Below are 17,515 nucleotides of genomic sequence, written 5' to 3'. Positions count from 1 at the left end.
CACAGGCGGAGAGAGGGACTATTTGATTTCCAGCACGTTCAGGCGTTCAAACGTGGGCGAGCCGTTGTCATCCGAGTCTTCCGGCTGCCAACCCACCGGCTGCAGCGGAATATCTTCACGGTCAAACGCCAAATCGCCACCATCGACGACTTCGCTGCCGTGGTGAATACCTTTGAAGTCAAACAGTTCGGTATCGCACAGATGCGAGGGCACCACGTTCTGCATGGCGCTGAACATGGTTTCGATGCGGCCTGGGTAGCGTTTGTCCCAATCGCGCAGCATATCGCCAATCACCTGGCGTTGCAGGTTTGGCTGTGAACCACACAGGTTGCACGGGATAATCGGGAATTCTTTCGCTACCGAGAAACGCTCGATGTCTTTCTCGCGGCAATAGGCCAGCGGGCGGATCACCACGTGTTTACCATCGTCGCTCATCAACTTGGGTGGCATACCTTTCAGCTTGCCGCCGTAGAACATGTTGAGGAACAGCGTTTGCAGGATATCGTCACGGTGGTGGCCAAGGGCAATCTTGGTGGCACCCAGCTCGGTGGCGGTACGGTAAAGGATACCGCGGCGCAGGCGTGAACACAGGGAGCAGGTGGTTTTGCCTTCCGGGATCTTATCCTTCACGATGCTGTAGGTGTTTTCTTCAACGATCTTATATTCCACCCCCAGGCTTTCCAGATAGGCTGGCAGGATGTGCTCGGGGAAGCCGGGCTGTTTCTGATCGAGATTCACCGCGACCAATGAGAAATTCACCGGAGCGCTTTTTTGCAGATTACGCAGGATTTCCAGCATGGTATAGCTGTCTTTCCCGCCGGACAGGCAAACCATGATGCGATCGCCTTCCTCAATCATGTTGTAGGCGGCGATGGCTTCACCCACGTTGCGGCGCAGGCGTTTTTGCAGTTTGTTCAGGTTGTACTGAGCTTTTTGGCTAATTGTTTGATTTTCTGACATTTAAATCGTGCTCGTTCTCATTTGGGTGCGCTACGGCGGTATGACACTTTTAGCGGGCAAGTTTAGCATTCTCTGGGAGGATTTGGTCATTATTCGTTTGAGCTGTGGTAATGTCAGGTCAAGGTTCATGGCCATTCAGGGATAGACTGTGGTTGGCAACACAACAGATTTAAAGGATCTCCTCGCAAAGACGAGACCTGATTTTACCATTCAAAACTTACGTGACTTCACTGACTGGGCTGAACAGAGGGTGTTGGCTGGTGATCCTTCTAGCAATTTGCTGATATTGGCTTCGCTAGGGCTGGACAAGGAGTTAGTCAGGGAAGAGGTACAAACTTATTTTGCAGCATACCTCAAAGATATCGGTAAGACCTATCCAGATAGTTTGGAGGCCACTGTCTACTATTTTCGACGATGCTTTAAGATTTTGGCCTGGTCTGAGAATGAAAACGTCGTTTGGGGCACGTTAATCGACACGTTCGATCGCTGGTATGATTTTGATAGCCCAATGTTAAGTCGAGTTGTTAACTATTGGAATGGAGTCCGAAGCGATTTCGTTGATTGCTTTGATGAGGAGTATGGTTATTTACATGTTATGTTCCCAAGACACTTCGACATTCCACGTCAAAAACAGTTTGATTACATAAGGGAAACCGCAAAGCGCTTTTTCTGGCTCTTGGAGTGCGAATATACTTGCTCACTGATATTAAAAAACAGCTCGTAAGTGTTCAGGTGGCCACGCTCGTTTGTATGGGCGTAGCATGCAGCGCTTCTTCATGGCGAACCAGAGCAAAAAAAGGGCGCGAAACCGCGCCCTCAACATACCTACTCCGAACCTGCCTTCTCCGACTTCCCAGCCAGCAGGCTTAGGAAATCATATTTCTCCTTCAGCTCTTTTTCTGCTGCCTCATACAGCGCGGCGGCAACCTCAGGCTGCTGCGTGTTGAGGCGGCGGAAACGCTGTTCCTTGTTCAATGTCGTCGTCAGCTCACTGTTCGGTGGCCGGGAGTCCAGCGCCAACGCGGCTTTGCCTTCCGCAGTACGACGTGGATCGAAGCGATACAGCGGCCAGAAACCGGTCGCGGTTAGCTGCCGCATCTGGTCGTGGCTCAGAGCCAGATCGTAACCGTGTTCCTCACAAGGGCTGTAGGCGATGATCAGGGAAGGGCCAGGATAGGCTTCCGCTTCCTGAATCGCTTTCACCGTCTGGTTAAGTTGCGCCCCCAACGAGATCTGCGCAACATACACATGGCCGTACATCATCATGCTGACGCCAAGATCCTTACGAGCCTTGCGCTTGCCGTGTTCACCAAACTTGGTCACGGCCCCCAGCGGAGTGGCCTTGGATTGTTGGCCGCCGGTATTGGAGTAGCACTGCGTATCCAGCACTAACACGTTGACGTTTTCCGTCAGGCTCAGCACATGATCCAGACCGCCGAAGCCGATATCGTAGGCCCAGCCGTCACCGCCGATCAGCCAGATAGACTTATCTACCAGATAGTCGGCATCGGTAGCTAGCTGACGGGCGTCGTTACCTGCCACGTTAGCCAACAGGCTACGTAATTCGGCGATCTGCTGGCGGCGCGGGCCGGTGGCGATCTCGTCTGCCTGCAATGAGGCCACCAACTGGGCAGGTAATTGCGGAGCCAAGGTATCGAGCAGGCGCAATACGCGGCGGCGGTGCTGATCCACCGTCAGGCGGAAGCCCAGACCAAATTCGGCATTATCCTCAAACAGCGAGTTTGCCCAGGCTGGGCCACGGCCATCGGCGTTGGTGGTGTAAGGCGTGGTGGGCAGGTTACCGCCATAGATAGAAGAACAGCCGGTGGCGTTGGCAATCAGCAACCGGTCGCCATATAGCTGGGTCAGCAGCTTGATATACGGCGTTTCGCCACAGCCGGAACAGGCACCCGAATATTCAAACAGCGGAGAGATCAGCTGTGAGGTGCGGATATCGATGCGTTCCAACTGCGAGGCGTCGATCTCTGGCAGTTGCAGGAAGAAGTCATAATGAGCCTTTTCCTCTGCCAGATGATCGAGGCGGGATGCCATATTGATCGCCTTGATTTCCGGGTTCTGGCGATCTTTCGCCGGGCAAACCTCTACGCACAGGTTACAGCCGGTGCAATCTTCAGGGGCGACCTGCAATACGTATTTCTGGCCGCGCATATCACGGGATTTTACATCCAGCGATTGTAGCGTGGCAGGGGCATACTCCATGGCTTCTGGTGGAACCACTTTGGCGCGAATGGCAGAATGCGGGCAGGCGGCGACGCAGTGGTTACACTGGGTACACAGGTCCGGCTGCCAGATCGGCACTTCTTCGGCGATATTGCGTTTTTCCCACTGCGTGGTGCCCACAGGCCAGGTGCCGTCCGGTGGGAATGCAGAAACCGGCAGGGTATCGCCCAGCCCGGCTAGCATCACGGCGGTAACGGTTTTGACAAAATACGGTGCGGCGTCGGAAACCACCGGTGGGCGTATCGGGCTGTTGCTGTCGAGTGGGCGCAGCGGGATTTCCGTCAGCTCACTCAGCGTGGCGCCCAAGGCCTGCCAGTTACGTTCGACCACCTCTTGGCCCTTGTTGCTGTAGCTGCGGGCAATCGCTCCCTGTAGCTCCTGCAACGCCACTTCACCCGGTAGGATCTTTGTCAGATGGAAGAAGGCCATCTGCATCACGGTATTGATGCGGGCACCCAAATGACATTCGCGCGCCAGCTTGGCCGCGTTGATGATGTAAAGCTTTGCCTGGCGCTGATGCAGGATCGCCTGGACCTCCTGCGGCAGGCGCGACCAGACTTCATCCGCGCTATAAGGGGTATTAAGCAGGAAAATACCGCCAGGTTTTAGCCGCTCCACCATTTGATACTTGTCGATAAACTGCCATTGGTGGCAACCGACAAAGTCGGCGCGGTCGATAAGATACGCCGAATTGATCGGCTTATCGCTAACCCGCAGGTGAGACACGGTCAGGCCGCCGGCCTTTTTCGAGTCGTAGACAAAGTAGCCTTGGGCAAACATCGGCGTGCTGTTGCCGATAATTTTGATATTGTTCTTGGTGGCAGAAACCGAGCCATCGCTGCCCAAACCATAGAACAGCGCCTCCAGCGAGGCCCGCTGAGGGAGCGTTTCTTCGTGGAGCGGTAGTGACAGACCGGTAATATCGTCGAAAATACCCACGGTAAAACGGGGGCGGGGCTTATCCAGCATCAACTCGCGGAAAATGGCCAACGCGCAGTCTGGGCCAAACTCCTTGGAAGATAGCCCATAGCGCCCGCCAATCACCATCGGCATGCTGGCACGTTCACCACGGCTAAAGGCTTCTGCCAGCGCGGTCATCACATCCAGGTATAAAGGCTCGGCCAGAGCACCCGGCTCTTTGGTGCGGTCAAGTACCGCAATTTTTTGTGCGCTTTCCGGCAGTACGGCGAGCAGATGTTTGGCGGAGAAAGGACGGTAAAGCCGGACTTTAAGGACGCCCACTTTTTCACCGCGCGTCAGCAGATGGTCGATCGCTTCTTCACAGGTACCGATGGCGGACCCCATCAGGATCACCACGCGTTCGGCCTGCGGGTGGCCGTAATACTCAAACGGCTGATAGCTGCGGCCGGTGATGGCCGCAAACTTGTCCATCGCCTGCTGCACATGCTGGTAAGTATTGTCGTACCACGGATTGGTCGCTTCCCGCGATTGGAAGTAGGTATCCGGGTTGGCTGACGTGCCGCGTATGACGGGATGATCCGGTGAGAGAGCCCGGCTGCGGTGGGCGTCGATGGCGTCCTGCGGCATCATCTGCTGTAGCGTTTCGTCGCTCAGCGGGGCGATCTTGTTGATTTCGTGCGAGGTGCGGAAACCATCGAAGAAATGGATGAACGGCAGGCGACTGTTTAGCGTGGCCGTCTGGGCGATCAACGCGAAATCCTGCGCTTCTTGCACGTTGCTGGCGCACAGCATGGCGCAACCGGTCTGGCGTACGGCCATCACGTCGGAGTGATCGCCAAAGATGGATAATGCATGAGTGGCGACGGTGCGAGCGGCAACGTGCAGGACAAATGGCGTTAGCTCCCCGGCCAGCTTATACAGCGAAGGGATCATCAACAGCAATCCCTGGGACGAGGTGAAGGAGGTGGAAAGTGCGCCGGTTTGCAACGCACCGTGCACGGTAGCAATGGCTCCGCCTTCGGACTGCATTTCCACCACGTTGGGGACGTCGCCCCAAATGTTTTTCCTGCCGTCACTGGACCAGGCAGCGGTTTGTTCCGCCATGGTCGAACTCGGGGTAATTGGGTAAATGGCAATCACTTCACTGGTGCGATAAGCCACGGAAGCGACAGCGTTATTACCATCTGTAGTAATCATCTGCAGTACCTTTCTGTGCTCACAAAGCTGCAAAAGTCAGCTTCTTATAATCATCAGTAAAGTCTAACAGAGGGGGTTATTTGTGCTTTATCGCATTTGTGTGGCGCACAAAATCTGGATGTAAGGTGATATTTCGTTAAAAAATAATTACTATTTGCAGCGTAATGGTAAAGCGTTGCCGCGATGTAACGCTAATTTAATCTCCGCGTCCTAATATTGATGTGACGCGAAACAGAAAGAAGAAGTTGAAAATGACCGCATTTATCTATTTAGCCATGGCGATTATCGCCGAAGTGATTGCCACCACCTTGCTGAAAGCCTCTGAAGGGTTTACCCGCTTGTGGCCATCGGTGTTTGTCGTGTTGGGTTACGCGGTAGCATTTTGGGGGCTTTCGATGGTGGTAAAAACCATGCCGCTAGGGATTGTCTATGCCCTCTGGTCGGGATTGGGGATCGTGCTGGTGTCGATTGCCGCGGTGTTTATTTACCAGCAAAAGCTGGATTTGCCTGCGGTGGTTGGTATGGGGCTGATTATTGCCGGGGTGTTGGTGATTAATCTGCTGTCCAAGTCGGCAGGGCACTGATCGGGAGTGAAATGCTTTCAGGTCAAAAAAAAGCCAAATTAATGGCTAATCATATTTCTATTATTAAGCTAACAAGCTAGATTACTAAAGTTGTCTTTCCGGTTGCCGCTTGATGATGAGCAGGCGGCAACTTGAAGCTCAACGGGTGGACATCAAAGATAACCAAACGGGCCCATCGTTCCAGTGGCTCGGGTTATCAGCAATGGCAAAATTACACAGCATCGTTTCGGTTCAGGGGTACGAATAATGATCACAGCAAAATGGCTGCTTGCCGGCGCCATACTCTCTTTGGCTGCCTGCAGCAGCAATAACAACCAAGAACCACAGCAGATCGCCACCAGTGCCAATATTGGTGCGATACCTACCAGCGAAAGCTGTGCCAGCGTGGGCGGGGTAACCACCATTGCCCATTCGCTCAACGGCGATACGCTCAGAATGTGTCAGATGCCGAACGGCAAACAGTGCGAAGAGTCGGCGCTGGGCCGTGGAGCCTGTTCCCGGTAAGTCCATTTTATCCCGGACGTAGCGTGCGACAGATTGGCAACCGTTGTTACCTTCATCACCGTGCCAGCTCCCTCTCCCTTTGGGAGAGGGTTGGGGTGAGGGGGAAAATTAATTGACCCAGTCTTTCAGGGTATACACCAGTTGGTGATCGCTGCCGCTCAGGGTCAGCTGTTGGCCGTTGAGAGAGACTTTTGCACCGTTAGCCAGCAGTGTGCCGATGGTTTGATCCCATTGGTTACGTTGCGGATCCGCGCACATCATGCGGGTCGTAGCGAGGTTTTTCACCGTCAGCACGCCGTTTTCTAACTGGCCCTGGCCGAAGAAACGGTTGCACATAGATCCGGAAATATTCATTTTCTCGCCGAACTCAATGCTCGGGCCGCTGCCTTGTTTCGCCTCAACCGCTACACCATCCACGCTTTGCAACACAAAGTTATGATGCAGCAGATCGCTTTCTACTACGGTTTGTTGTTTGGTTTGCGCGGAACCACAGCCAGCCAATAGCGCACAGGCCATTGCTAAAGGGATCAGTTTTTTCATTATTGTGAACCTGTTCAGGTTTGGTCTGAAGGATCAGGGGCGCTAAGCGCGCCCCAAAGTATTAGGCATTAAGCTGATTAGGGCAGGCTTCACCCCGCGCAAGCTGTTCAATATTTTTCAACGTGGTTTGCGAGATACTGGTCAACGCCTCTTCCGTCAGGAACGCCTGGTGCCCGGTAAACAGCACGTTATGGCAGGCGGACAGGCGGCGGAAAACGTCGTCCTGGATCACGTCGTTGGATTTGTCTTCAAAGAACAGGTCGCGTTCGTTCTCGTATACGTCCATCCCCAGCGCACCAATCTTCTGCTGTTTGAGGGCATCGATAGCGGCGGAAGAGTCGATCAAGGCACCGCGGCTGGTGTTAATCACCATCACGCCGTCCTTCATCATGGAGAACGCGTCCGCATTCAGCAGGTGATGGTTTTCCGGCGTCAACGGGCAGTGCAGGGTGATCACGTCCGCCTGGGCATACAGCGTTTTAAGATCGACATATTCGGCACCCAGTTCTAACGCCTGCGCGCTTGGGTAGGGATCGTAGGCCAAGAGCTTCATGCCAAAGCCTTTCAGAATACGCATGGTGGCTACGCCGATCTTACCGGTGCCAATCACGCCTGCGGTGCGGTTATGCATATTGAAGCCGATCAGCCCTTCCAGCGAGAAGTTGGCATCGCGGGTGCGCTGATAAGCACGATGAATGCGGCGGTTCAGGCACATCATCATGCCCACGGCGTGTTCGGCTACGGCTTCAGGTGAATAAGCTGGAACGCGCACCACCTTGATACCCAGCTCTTTCGCCGCATCCAGATCGACGTTATTGAACCCGGCGCAACGCAGGGCGAGGATCTCGACCCCAAGCGCGGCCAGTTCTTCCAGCACTTCCCGGCTACCGTCGTCATTGACGAAGATGCATACGGCCTTACAGCCGATAGCCGTTTTGGCGGTTTTCTTGCTTAGCAGAAAGTCGAAAAACTCCAGCTCATAACCAAACTGCTGATTTACCAATTCAAGATACTTACGGTCATACTGTTTGGTGCTGTAAATCGCCATTTTCATCGTGGTTTCTCCCGCGTGATTATGTGATCAAATTAACATATTTTGCCAAATACGACAATGGTTTAGCGACCTGTGACGGCGCAGGTCTTTTAGGGTTTTATGCTGATAATCAGTGTATTAGCCATTTTCTATATTCACTGGGTAAATATCAAAATTGCGAAACCTGCTCTATAAATGATGAGATGGGTTCACCTTCACCTGCCAGGGGATCCGTGTCATCATTGCACTTGGCTAATCGATGTTTATCAGGAACTAAACCTGCGCTTAATGACCAAGAGATTAAAAGTATTTGTAGCGATCGTAACGGGCATCATCCTGTTGATCATCGCGCTGTGGCAAACCCTGCCTCGTTGGTTGCCGCGTGCGATAGCGCCTTGGTTACCGCAGGGTAGCCAGCTGGTTTTGCAAGGGCCCTTGCGTTGGCAGCAGGGGGCTTTGCATCTTGATGGGCTGAAGTTCAGCGCCCAAGGCTGCGCCATCGCCAATGTCAGTGAACTGCAACTCGCCTACCAAATGGGAAGTTGGCATTTAAAGGGTGAACGAGCGGACGTGGATACCGCCTGCCTGTCAAAATTGCCCGCCTCCGAGGGGGACAGCACGCCATTGGCGCTAGACCGATTGCAAGCGATGCTGCCGCCGTTTGACCTGAATATCAATCTTCTCACGCTCACCCCATGGCAAGCCTACGCCGGTAAATTGCAACTGTCGTCTGCGGCCACTGGCCAACGGTTGCATTATCAAGGTAAGAACGTCACCGCCGAGGCGCAGTTGGATGAACATCAGCAACTGACGTTAAGCAAGCTTAGCATCACGCCACCCAACAGCACGGTTCCTGTTCAACTGACAGGCAAAGTCACCGTACCGCTGGATATGGACAGTTTGCCGATCCAAGGGGCGTTGCAAGGTGAGATACAAACCGCCTATCTGGAAAAACCCTTGCTGCTGGATTTGCACTGGCAACAGCAGCAGGGCGTATTGACCCTGACGGAAAAGGGCAGCGACCAACCGTTGGCGACGCTCCCTTGGGCACTAACGCCAAAACAGATCAGCATCGAAAAAGGCGAATGGCGCTGGCCTTATCTGGAGCAACCGCTCAGCGGTGGTTTGAATGTGGCGTTGCATGACTGGAGCCAGGGGTTTGACGAAACCCAAATTACCGCACGTTTGAACGTGATCACCGCCGGGCACAACGGCAAGGGCAACGCGGTGCTGACGTTGGGGCCGGGTAGCCTGAGTCTGACCAACAGCGATCTGGGATTCCAGCTGACCGGGCAGGCAAACCTGGCCAATCTCTCGCTTACGGCGTCAATCCCCGGCATTATCAGCGGCTCGGTCCTTAACCCAACGCTGGTGCTACAGCCGGGGTCTTTACTGCGCGCCTGGGGCCGCCCGGCACCGGACATAAAACTGGAAGAGGCTCGGCTGCCGCTGGCTGGAGTAAAAGTCACCGCTCTTGGGATCAGTGGCCGTTTGCAGGCGATTATCAGCGCCAGCGAAAGTTACTGGGGCCGTTTCAAGCTGCATTTGGACGGTCAGGCACAAGATTTCTGGCCAGATCATGGTCAGTGGCAATGGCGCGCTTGGGGTAACGGCAAGTTACCCCCGCTACAGGCCGCCTGGGATGTTGCAGGCAGTGGGCGTTGGCAGGACACCAGCATCATCCTGGATCGACTTTCCACCGGTTTTGATCGGTTGAAGTACGGCATGGTCACGGTCGCGACGCCGCGCATGACGCTCAGCCAGCCGATCCAGTGGCAGCGGGATAGCAAAGCACCGAGCCTTACCGGCGGTGTGCAACTGGTGGCTGACAAAACCAGTTTTGGTGCAGGCCGTTATTTGCCGCCTTCGGTACTGGATTTGCAGTTGCAAGGTACGGGGCCAGACAGTTTCCAATGGCAAGGCGCGTTGCAGGCCGAGCAGATTGGTCCAATCAAGTTGCGGGGCCGCTGGGATGGTGAACGCCTGCGGGGTGAAGGCTGGTGGCCAAAACAGTCGTTAACGGTATTCCAACCGCTGATTTCACCCGATCTGAACATCAAACTGCGGGCAGGCGAGTTCTATGCACAGTCGGCATTTTCTGCTGCGCGAGTACAGGGGTTTGAAGCCGGTGGCCACTGGGTGGTGCGCAATGGCGGCATGTGGCTGCAAGATGGCGAATTGAGCGGGCTGGACTTTGTCTTGCCCTATCGGTTTAAGAACCACCTGTGGCAGCTTGGGGCCAAACGGCCGATCATGCTGCGCATCAAATCCATCAAGACGCTGTTTGAGATGCAGAATATTACCGCCGATCTGCAAGGTACCTATCCCTACAGCGAAGCGTATCCGTTGACGTTGAGCAACATCGGTGTGGATATGCTGAACGGTCATATCAGCCTTTCGGCATTACGGATGCCGCAGCATGATGCGGCGGTGCTCAAACTGGAAGAAATCGACCTCAGCGCACTGTTTACCGCGCTCAAACCGAAGCAGTTCGCCATGTCTGGCCGCATCAACGGCGAGTTGCCGCTCTACCTGAACCACCCCAAATGGCTGGTGCAAAATGGCTGGATCGCCAATGCGGGGGTCATGACGCTGCGGCTGGATAAAGATATGGCCGATGCCATTGGCAGCAATAACCTGGCCACCGGTGCCGCCATCGACTGGCTACGCTACATGGAAATCAACCGCTCAAAGGCGCGGGTCGATCTCGATAACCTGGGCGAATTGACGCTAAAGGCGCATATCGATGGCGTAAATCCGCAGAAAAATGCCAAGCGTGAGGTTATCCTTAACTATAGCCATCAGGAAAACGTGTTTCAGCTGTGGCGCAGCCTGCGCTTCGGCGACAATTTACAAGAGTGGCTGGAGCAGACGCTCTCTAAACCCGAGGAACAACAATGAAGAACGCGACAGGGCCATTGCTGGCAGCCGTGTTGGGCGCATCCTTGCTGAGCGGTTGCGTACCGCGCATTGAGGTGGCGACGCCTAAAGATCCCATCACCATCAATATGAACGTCAAAATTGAACATGAGATCCGTATCAAAGTGGATAAGGACGTTGAGAACCTGCTGAAAGACCAAAGCGGTCTGTTCTAGGAGCCAGCATGAAAAAACGTTATCTGTGGTTGATTGCCGCCGGTTGGTTATTCAGTGGGATGGCTCAGGCGTTGACGCTGGATGAAGCCAAGCAGCAAGGGCGGGTTGGTGAAACGCTCAGTGGTTATATCGCTCCGGTGAAGCAGGACGCGGAGACTCAGGCGTTGGTGAAAAAAATCAATGCCGGGCGTGCCGAGAAATACCAACAGGTGGCCGCCAGCAATTATATTGCCATCGATGAAGTTGCGCGGATGGCCGGGCAGAAGCTGGTGACACGAGCGCCAGCAGGGGAATATGTCCGTGGCATTAACGGCCAGTGGTTGCAGAAATAAAAAAGCGCGCCCTAGGGCGCGCAACGGAATTTAAACGACTTATTGTTCTGAGGGTAAAACGGATTTTGCAGGTGTGTGACTTACCAGAGCGCAATCTCTGCGCCCGGGCATCGCTATTTAAGCAGCGATCACTTCGGCCAGTAACGCTTTGGCATCGGCCTGGGCTTTGGTCGCAACGTCTGGACCGTAGGCAATCCCTTCGGCAAAGACGAACTCAACCTCGGTAATACCGATAAAGCCCAGGAACAGACGCAGGTAAGGTTCTACCAGGTCGGTTGGGGTGCCTTTATGGATGCCGCCACGGCTGGTCAGAATGATGGCACGTTTGTTTTTTACCAAGCCTTCCGGGCCGTTCTCGGTGTAACGGAAGGTCACGCCGGCACGGGCAATCAGGTCAAAATAATTCTTCAACTGAGTTGGGATGTTGAAGTTGTACATCGGAGCGGCGATAACGATAGTATCGTTGGCTTGCAGCTCGGCAATCAGTTCGTCTGACAGGGCCAGAGCTTCTTTCTGGCGTGGAGTCAGCGGGGCATCTGAAGGACGCATTGCGCCAACCAGTTCGCCATCCAGCACCGGGATCGGCTGTGCAGCCAGGTCACGCACGGTGATGGTATCGTTGCTGTGAGCATTGGCCCACTGCTCAACGAAGAAATCAGCCAATTGGTTAGACTGAGAATAAGTTGCCAGGATGCTGGATTTTAGAACCAATACGTTGCTCATCGATAATTCCTTTCGTGTTGACTGTGACATCAGGGCTGGTCGCCCGTTGCATGAGGTACACTCTATTCATATTGTTCCAACAGGGATAGCGGAATATTTCGAGATCTACGTTCGATTTTATTGAACAAGAAAACCCAGGTTAAATGGATGGATTATGGGGAGAAATGCCATTGTGGTATCCTGCTGCGCTAAGTCAAAAAATCGATAAACCTAATTTAATAAACGCAGTTATTGGCACCGACACGTCAGCTATAACATCAAACCTAGTCCCTGACGTTAAGCAGTAGTTGCGAAGAAACAAGGAACACCGAACGTGAAATCTACGCTCGCGGCATTGTCATCCCAACTGGGAGACTTGATGCTCCGTGATCAGCAGCGCCTGCAACGCCGGTTGCAAGGTGCGCGCAAAGTCAAAAGCCCCGAAGCTCAACAGGCGGTTGCCGCAGAAATAGCGGGTGATATCGAGCAAGCCATGCTGAAGGTGCGCTCCCGCGCGGCCTCGTGCCCGAAAATCACTTACCCGGAAAGCCTGCCTGTCAGCCAGAAGAAGCAGGACATTCTTGCCGCCATCCGCGATCATCAAGTGGTGATCGTGGCGGGTGAAACCGGCTCAGGGAAGACTACACAGCTACCGAAAATCTGCCTGGAGTTAGGGCGCGGCGTCAAAGGCCTGATTGGCCACACGCAACCGCGCCGCCTGGCTGCACGCACCGTTGCCAACCGCATTGCCGATGAGCTGGAAACCCCGCTGGGTGGCAGCGTCGGTTACAAGGTGCGCTTCAACGATCAGGTGGGTGAAAATACCCTGGTCAAACTGATGACCGACGGGATCTTGCTGGCCGAAATCCAGCAGGATCGCCTGCTGATGCAGTACGATACCCTGATCATCGATGAGGCGCACGAGCGCAGCCTGAACATCGATTTCATCTTGGGTTACCTCCGGGAGCTGTTGCCAAAACGCCCGGATTTGAAGGTGATCATTACCTCGGCCACCATCGATCCGCAGCGCTTTTCTCGCCACTTCAACAATGCGCCGATCATTGAGGTTTCTGGCCGTACCTATCCGGTCGAGGTGCGTTATCGGCCGGTGGTGGACGACGCCGATGATACCGAACGCGATCAGCTTCAGGCTATCTTCGACGCAGTGGACGAATTGGGGCGTGAAGGGCCAGGCGATATCCTGATCTTTATGAGCGGTGAACGTGAAATCCGTGATACCGCCGATGCGCTGACCAAGCTCAACCTGCCGCATACCGAGGTGCTGCCGCTGTATGCCCGCTTGTCCAACAGTGAACAGAACCGGGTGTTCCAGTCGCACCACGGCCGCCGCATCGTGCTGGCGACCAACGTGGCAGAAACCTCGCTGACCGTGCCGGGTATTAAATACGTTATCGACCCAGGTACGGCGCGTATCAGCCGCTACAGCTTCCGTACCAAAGTGCAGCGTTTGCCGATCGAGCCGGTGTCGCAAGCTTCTGCTAACCAGCGTAAGGGCCGCTGTGGGCGTGTTTCGGACGGTATCTGTATCCGCCTGTTCTCGGAACAGGATTTCCTGTCGCGCCCGGCGTTTACCGATCCGGAAATTCTGCGAACTAACCTGGCCTCGGTCATATTGCAGATGACCTCGCTGGGGTTGGGCGATATTGCCGCCTTCCCGTTTGTCGAAGCGCCGGATAATCGCAATATCCAGGACGGCGTGCGTCTGTTAGAAGAGTTGGGGGCCATCAAAACCGCGGAAAACGGCCACTATCAGCTGACACCGCAGGGCCGTCAGTTGGCGCAGTTGCCGATCGACCCACGTTTGGCGCGAATGGTGTTGGAAGCCCAGAAGAGTGGTAGCGTGCGCGAGATGATGATCATCACCTCGGCGTTGTCGATCCAGGATCCGCGCGAGCGGCCGATGGATAAGCAACAGGCCTCCGATGAAAAACACCGCCGCTTCGCCGACAAAGACTCCGATTTTATGGCGTTCGTCAACCTGTGGGATTATCTCAAGGAACAGCAGAAGGAAAACTCTTCCAGCCAGTTCCGCCGCCTGTGCCGCAACGATTTCCTTAACTATCTGCGGGTGCGTGAATGGCAGGATATCTACACCCAATTGCGCCAGGTGGTGAAAGAGTTAGGCTTGCCGGTCAACAGCGTGCCTTCGGACTACCGCAGCGTGCATACCGCGCTGCTGAGCGGCCTGCTTTCGCACATTGGCCAGAAGGATGCGGATAAGCAAGAGTTTACCGGTGCGCGCAACGCCCGTTTCTCCATCTTCCCGGGCTCCGGGCTGTTCAAGAAGCCGCCTAAGTGGACGATGGTGGCAGAACTGGTGGAAACCAGCCGCCTGTGGGGCCGTATTGCCGCGCGTATCGAGCCAGAATGGATTGAGCCGATGGCTCAGCACCTGGTCAAGCATCATTACAGCGAACCGCACTGGTCCAAATCCCAGGGCGCGGTGATGGCCAGTGAAAAGGTCACGCTGTTTGGTCTGCCGATCGTCGCAGCTCGCCCGGTAAATTACAGCACCATCGATCCGCTGCTGTGCCGTGAACTGTTTATCCGCCATGCGCTGGTGGAAGGTGACTGGCAAACGCGGCACCCGTTCTTCGCCGCCAACCTGAAGCTGCGTGCCGAAGTGGAAGAGCTGGAACACAAATCGCGCCGCCGCGACATTCTGGTGGATGACGAAACGCTGTTCAGTTTCTACGATCAGCGCATTCCGAGCGATGTGGTGTCCGGGCGTCATTTTGACCAGTGGTGGAAAACCGCCGGGAAGCAGAACCCTGAGCTGCTCAACTTTGAAAAAGAGATGTTGATCAAGGATGGAGCCAATAAGGTCAGCGCGCTGGATTATCCGAACTACTGGTATCAGGGCAACCTCAAGTTGCGCCTGACCTACCAGTTTGAGCCGGGTACTGACGCCGATGGCGTAACCGTGCACATCCCGTTGCCGATCCTCAATCAGGTGGAAGAGGCCGGTTTTGAGTGGCAAATCCCCGGTATCCGCCGTGAACTGGTGATCGCACTGATCAAATCCTTACCCAAGCCGGTACGGCGCAATTTTGTGCCAGCGCCGAACTACGCTGAAGCTTTCCTTGGCCGGGCAACGCCATTGGAGATGCCGCTGCTGGATTCGTTGGAACGCGAGCTACGCCGTATGACTGGTGTGACAGTGTCACGTGAGGATTGGCAGTGGGATCAGGTGCCCGATCATCTGAAAATGACCTTCCGCGTGGTGGGTGAGAAACACAAAACCCTGCGCGAAGGCAAAGATCTGGCCGCGCTAAGGGTCCAGCTCAAAGACAAGGTACAAGAGACGCTGTCGGCCGTGGCTGATGATGGCCTGGAGCAGAGCAATCTGCATATCTGGAGCTTTGGCAAACTGCCTGAGTTTTATGAGCAGAAGCGTGGTGGTTACTCGGTCAAGGCCTATCCGGCGCTGGTGGACGAAAAAGATAGCGTAGCCATCCGTCTGTTTGATAGCGAACAGGAGCAGCAGCAGGCCATGTGGCAAGGTACGCGCCGTTTGTTGCTGTTGAACATCCCGTCGCCGATCAAATATCTGCATGAGAAGTTGCCGAACAAGGCCAAGCTTGGGCTGTATTTCAACCCGTATGGCAAAGTGCTGGATCTGATCGACGACTGTATCTCCTGCGGCATCGACAAGCTGATTGCCGAACACGGTGGGCCGGTGTGGGCGGAAGAGAACTTTGCCCGGCTGCAAGAGTTGGTGCGGGCCGAGCTGAACGAAACCGTGGTGGGCGTGGCCAAACAGGTGGAACAGATCCTGACGACGGTCTTCAACATCAACAAGCGCCTGAAAGGGCGCGTTGATATCTCGTTGGCGTTGGCACTGTCCGATATCAAGGCCCAGCTTAATGGCCTGGTTTACCGTGGCTTTGTCACCAATAACGGTTGGAACCGCCTGCCGGACACCTTGCGTTATCTGCAAGCGATTGAGCGCCGCCTGGAGAAGCTGGCGATCGATCCGCACCGCGATCGCGCTCAGATGATCCGGGTGGAGCAGGTCCAACAGGCGTGGCAGCAGTGGCTGAACAAGCTGCCGCCAAAACGCCAGCAGGATGAAGAGGTGAAGGCGGTACGCTGGATGATTGAGGAGCTGCGCGTTAGCCTATTCGCTCAGCAGTTGGGGACGCCTTACCCGATTTCTGAGAAGCGTATCTTGCAGACCATCGATCAGCTCTCTGCGTAACCTTTAAGCCTTGCTGAACAGGCGAGGCTTAACAGGCTACATCCCAGCAGCGTTAACGGCAGGTGCTGATCGCTGGCGGCCAGTGCCAGGCCGCCAGCGATCAGCAGATAATAGAGTAATCCCAATACCGCTCCGGCAGCACCCAGCCGGTTGCGGTAATGCTTCAGCGCCTGGCTGAGAATATTGGGAATGGCCAAGCCAAAGGCAACGGTCACCGCCATGCAGGGCAGCAGGATCATCAGACTTGCCTGCCAATACCATGCAGCAACAGCGGCCAATAGGGCTAACAGACTGGCCATTTGGATCTGCCGGTAAGCGCATAATCCTTTTTGCAGAAGATAGCGGTTTGCCGCTGCGCCGCACAGGCTGCCAAAGGCCAAAACAATCCCCGAATAACCAAACTGCTCGCTGGTCAGCCCCAAGGTCTCAAAAATAAACGGGGCCAGGCTGAAGTAGCTGAACGCCATGATGTTAAAACTGGCAACCAGTAACGCCGAACACCAGATTTGCCTATCGCACAGCATCTCCTGCAAACAGGGGAGTAAAGCGATACCGGCGGTTTGCTGACGGGTTTCTGGCAACGCTCGCCAGCACCAGATCAGCAACAACAGCGCCAATCCTGCTTGCGCGGAGAAAATGGCCATGCGACCGCCCCAAAACACCAGCATTCCGCCGCTAAACATCCCCAACACCGGGCTTATCGACAATGCCATACCAATTATCGCAAACATCTTGCCTAACGCCTGCCCCTGATAGACATCGCGCAGCATGGTTTGCGTCACCACAGAACCAACGGCGGCACCAAAGGCGATAATGGCGCGCGAGACGATGAGCAACGTGAAAGAACTGCTCAGCAACGCCAGCAAGGCTCCTGCCGTATACAGCAGCAAACCGGCGAGCATGGCGGCTCTACGGCCATATTTGTCGCTGATCGTACCCCAAAACGCCACGCCGAAAGCGAAGGCGAAAAAATAGATAGATAGCGTGTGGCTGGCCTGCGTGGCATCGATATGGTAATCAAAGCGGATAGCGGTTAACGCCGGGCTATAGAGCGTTTCCAGGATTTGTGGTGCCATGATCATCACGATGATCAGTGGCAGAGGCAGATTTTTGACGGACATAGCATTCTCCCAAATAAGTGACGGCAGTATAGGGAGATGGCGATTGTTCGATTACAATCATCA

At 54.8% G+C, this 17,515-nt stretch carries 13 protein-coding genes; 7 read left to right on the top strand and 6 right to left on the bottom strand.

The window, feature by feature from the left end:
- Positions 1-18 precede the first annotated feature (18 nt).
- Complete coding sequence (gene ttcA, locus KGP17_RS13710) at positions 19-960, bottom strand: tRNA 2-thiocytidine(32) synthetase TtcA (protein WP_223497764.1); 942 nt, start codon at positions 958-960, stop codon at positions 19-21.
- A gap of 148 nt (positions 961-1,108) precedes the next feature.
- On the opposite strand from ttcA, the gene KGP17_RS13705 reads away from it, so the two are divergent.
- The gene (locus tag KGP17_RS13705) at positions 1,109-1,684 is read left to right on the top strand and encodes a hypothetical protein (RefSeq protein ID WP_223497763.1); all 576 of its coding nucleotides are present in this window, start codon (positions 1,109-1,111) and stop codon (positions 1,682-1,684) included.
- 101 nt (positions 1,685-1,785) lie between these two features.
- On the opposite strand, the gene nifJ is transcribed toward KGP17_RS13705, so the two are convergent.
- On the bottom strand, positions 1,786-5,319 hold the full coding sequence (nifJ, locus tag KGP17_RS13700) for a pyruvate:ferredoxin (flavodoxin) oxidoreductase (protein ID WP_223497762.1): 3,534 nt from the start codon (positions 5,317-5,319) through the stop codon (positions 1,786-1,788).
- Positions 5,320-5,570: 251 nt separating this feature from the next.
- Between nifJ and KGP17_RS13695 the strand changes: the two genes are divergently transcribed.
- Together KGP17_RS13695 and KGP17_RS13690 are read left to right on the top strand one after the other, a co-directional pair.
- A complete protein-coding gene (locus KGP17_RS13695; protein WP_059200914.1) occupies positions 5,571-5,903 on the top strand; it encodes an SMR family transporter in 333 nt (110 codons plus the stop codon).
- 246 nt (positions 5,904-6,149) lie between these two features.
- On the top strand, positions 6,150-6,407 hold the full coding sequence (locus tag KGP17_RS13690) for a DUF333 domain-containing protein (protein WP_071683445.1): 258 nt from the start codon (positions 6,150-6,152) through the stop codon (positions 6,405-6,407).
- A 108-nt stretch (positions 6,408-6,515) separates the two neighbouring features.
- On the opposite strand, the gene hslJ is transcribed toward KGP17_RS13690, so the two are convergent.
- On the bottom strand, positions 6,516-6,947 hold the full coding sequence (hslJ, locus tag KGP17_RS13685) for a heat shock protein HslJ (protein ID WP_024486551.1): 432 nt from the start codon (positions 6,945-6,947) through the stop codon (positions 6,516-6,518).
- Positions 6,948-7,008: 61 nt separating this feature from the next.
- Positions 7,009-8,001: a 2-hydroxyacid dehydrogenase gene (locus KGP17_RS13680; protein WP_024486550.1), complete on the bottom strand. Its 993-nt coding sequence runs from the start codon at positions 7,999-8,001 to the stop codon at positions 7,009-7,011.
- A gap of 267 nt (positions 8,002-8,268) precedes the next feature.
- Here KGP17_RS13680 and KGP17_RS13675 point away from each other — a divergent pair, with 267 nt between their 5' ends.
- From KGP17_RS13675 to KGP17_RS13665, 3 genes are read left to right on the top strand one after another with little or no spacing between them, the layout of a single operon-like run.
- Positions 8,269-10,881 carry a YdbH family protein gene (locus KGP17_RS13675; RefSeq protein WP_223497761.1) on the top strand — a complete coding sequence of 871 codons (2,613 nt, stop codon included), beginning with the start codon at positions 8,269-8,271 and terminating at the stop codon, positions 10,879-10,881.
- Entirely contained in the window at positions 10,878-11,075 is a 198-nt protein-coding gene (locus tag KGP17_RS13670; protein WP_021177849.1) for a YnbE family lipoprotein, read from the top strand. The genes KGP17_RS13675 and KGP17_RS13670 overlap by 4 nt, the downstream gene beginning before the upstream one ends.
- Positions 11,076-11,083: 8 nt before the next feature.
- Positions 11,084-11,407 carry a YdbL family protein gene (locus KGP17_RS13665; protein WP_223497760.1) on the top strand — a complete coding sequence of 108 codons (324 nt, stop codon included), beginning with the start codon at positions 11,084-11,086 and terminating at the stop codon, positions 11,405-11,407.
- 117 nt (positions 11,408-11,524) lie between these two features.
- Here KGP17_RS13665 and KGP17_RS13660 read toward each other — a convergent pair whose 3' ends face one another.
- Complete coding sequence (locus tag KGP17_RS13660) at positions 11,525-12,130, bottom strand: FMN-dependent NADH-azoreductase (protein ID WP_037375971.1); 606 nt, start codon at positions 12,128-12,130, stop codon at positions 11,525-11,527.
- 313 nt (positions 12,131-12,443) lie between these two features.
- Between KGP17_RS13660 and hrpA the strand changes: the two genes are divergently transcribed.
- Positions 12,444-16,331, top strand: coding sequence for an ATP-dependent RNA helicase HrpA (gene hrpA / locus KGP17_RS13655; protein WP_223497759.1), 3,888 nt, complete (start codon positions 12,444-12,446; stop codon positions 16,329-16,331).
- On the opposite strand, the gene KGP17_RS13650 is transcribed toward hrpA, so the two are convergent.
- Entirely contained in the window at positions 16,316-17,452 is a 1,137-nt protein-coding gene (locus KGP17_RS13650) for an MFS transporter (RefSeq protein WP_223497758.1), read from the bottom strand. The genes hrpA and KGP17_RS13650 overlap by 16 nt on opposite strands.
- Between the last annotated feature and the right edge of the window lie 63 nt (positions 17,453-17,515).

It is taken from the genome of Serratia sp. JSRIV001 (assembly GCF_019968745.1).
Classification (GTDB): Bacteria; Pseudomonadota; Gammaproteobacteria; order Enterobacterales; family Enterobacteriaceae; genus Chania; species Chania fonticola_B.
This window is presented reverse-complemented; position numbering and strand designations above follow the sequence as displayed.

Bases quoted from the DNA above. Each gene is read 5' to 3' on its own strand.
- ttcA (WP_223497764.1), bottom strand. From the start codon at position 960: ATGTCAGAAAATCAAACAATTAGCCAAAAAGCTCAGTACAACCTGAAC.
- nifJ (WP_223497762.1), bottom strand. From the start codon at position 5,319: ATGATTACTACAGATGGTAATAACGCTGTCGCTTCCGTGGCTTATCGC.
- KGP17_RS13695 (WP_059200914.1), top strand. From the start codon at position 5,571: ATGACCGCATTTATCTATTTAGCCATGGCGATTATCGCCGAAGTGATT.
- KGP17_RS13690 (WP_071683445.1), top strand. From the start codon at position 6,150: ATGATCACAGCAAAATGGCTGCTTGCCGGCGCCATACTCTCTTTGGCT.
- hslJ (WP_024486551.1), bottom strand. From the start codon at position 6,947: ATGAAAAAACTGATCCCTTTAGCAATGGCCTGTGCGCTATTGGCTGGC.
- KGP17_RS13680 (WP_024486550.1), bottom strand. From the start codon at position 8,001: ATGAAAATGGCGATTTACAGCACCAAACAGTATGACCGTAAGTATCTT.
- KGP17_RS13675 (WP_223497761.1), top strand. From the start codon at position 8,269: ATGACCAAGAGATTAAAAGTATTTGTAGCGATCGTAACGGGCATCATC.
- KGP17_RS13670 (WP_021177849.1), top strand. From the start codon at position 10,878: ATGAAGAACGCGACAGGGCCATTGCTGGCAGCCGTGTTGGGCGCATCC.
- KGP17_RS13665 (WP_223497760.1), top strand. From the start codon at position 11,084: ATGAAAAAACGTTATCTGTGGTTGATTGCCGCCGGTTGGTTATTCAGT.
- KGP17_RS13660 (WP_037375971.1), bottom strand. From the start codon at position 12,130: ATGAGCAACGTATTGGTTCTAAAATCCAGCATCCTGGCAACTTATTCT.
- KGP17_RS13650 (WP_223497758.1), bottom strand. From the start codon at position 17,452: ATGTCCGTCAAAAATCTGCCTCTGCCACTGATCATCGTGATGATCATG.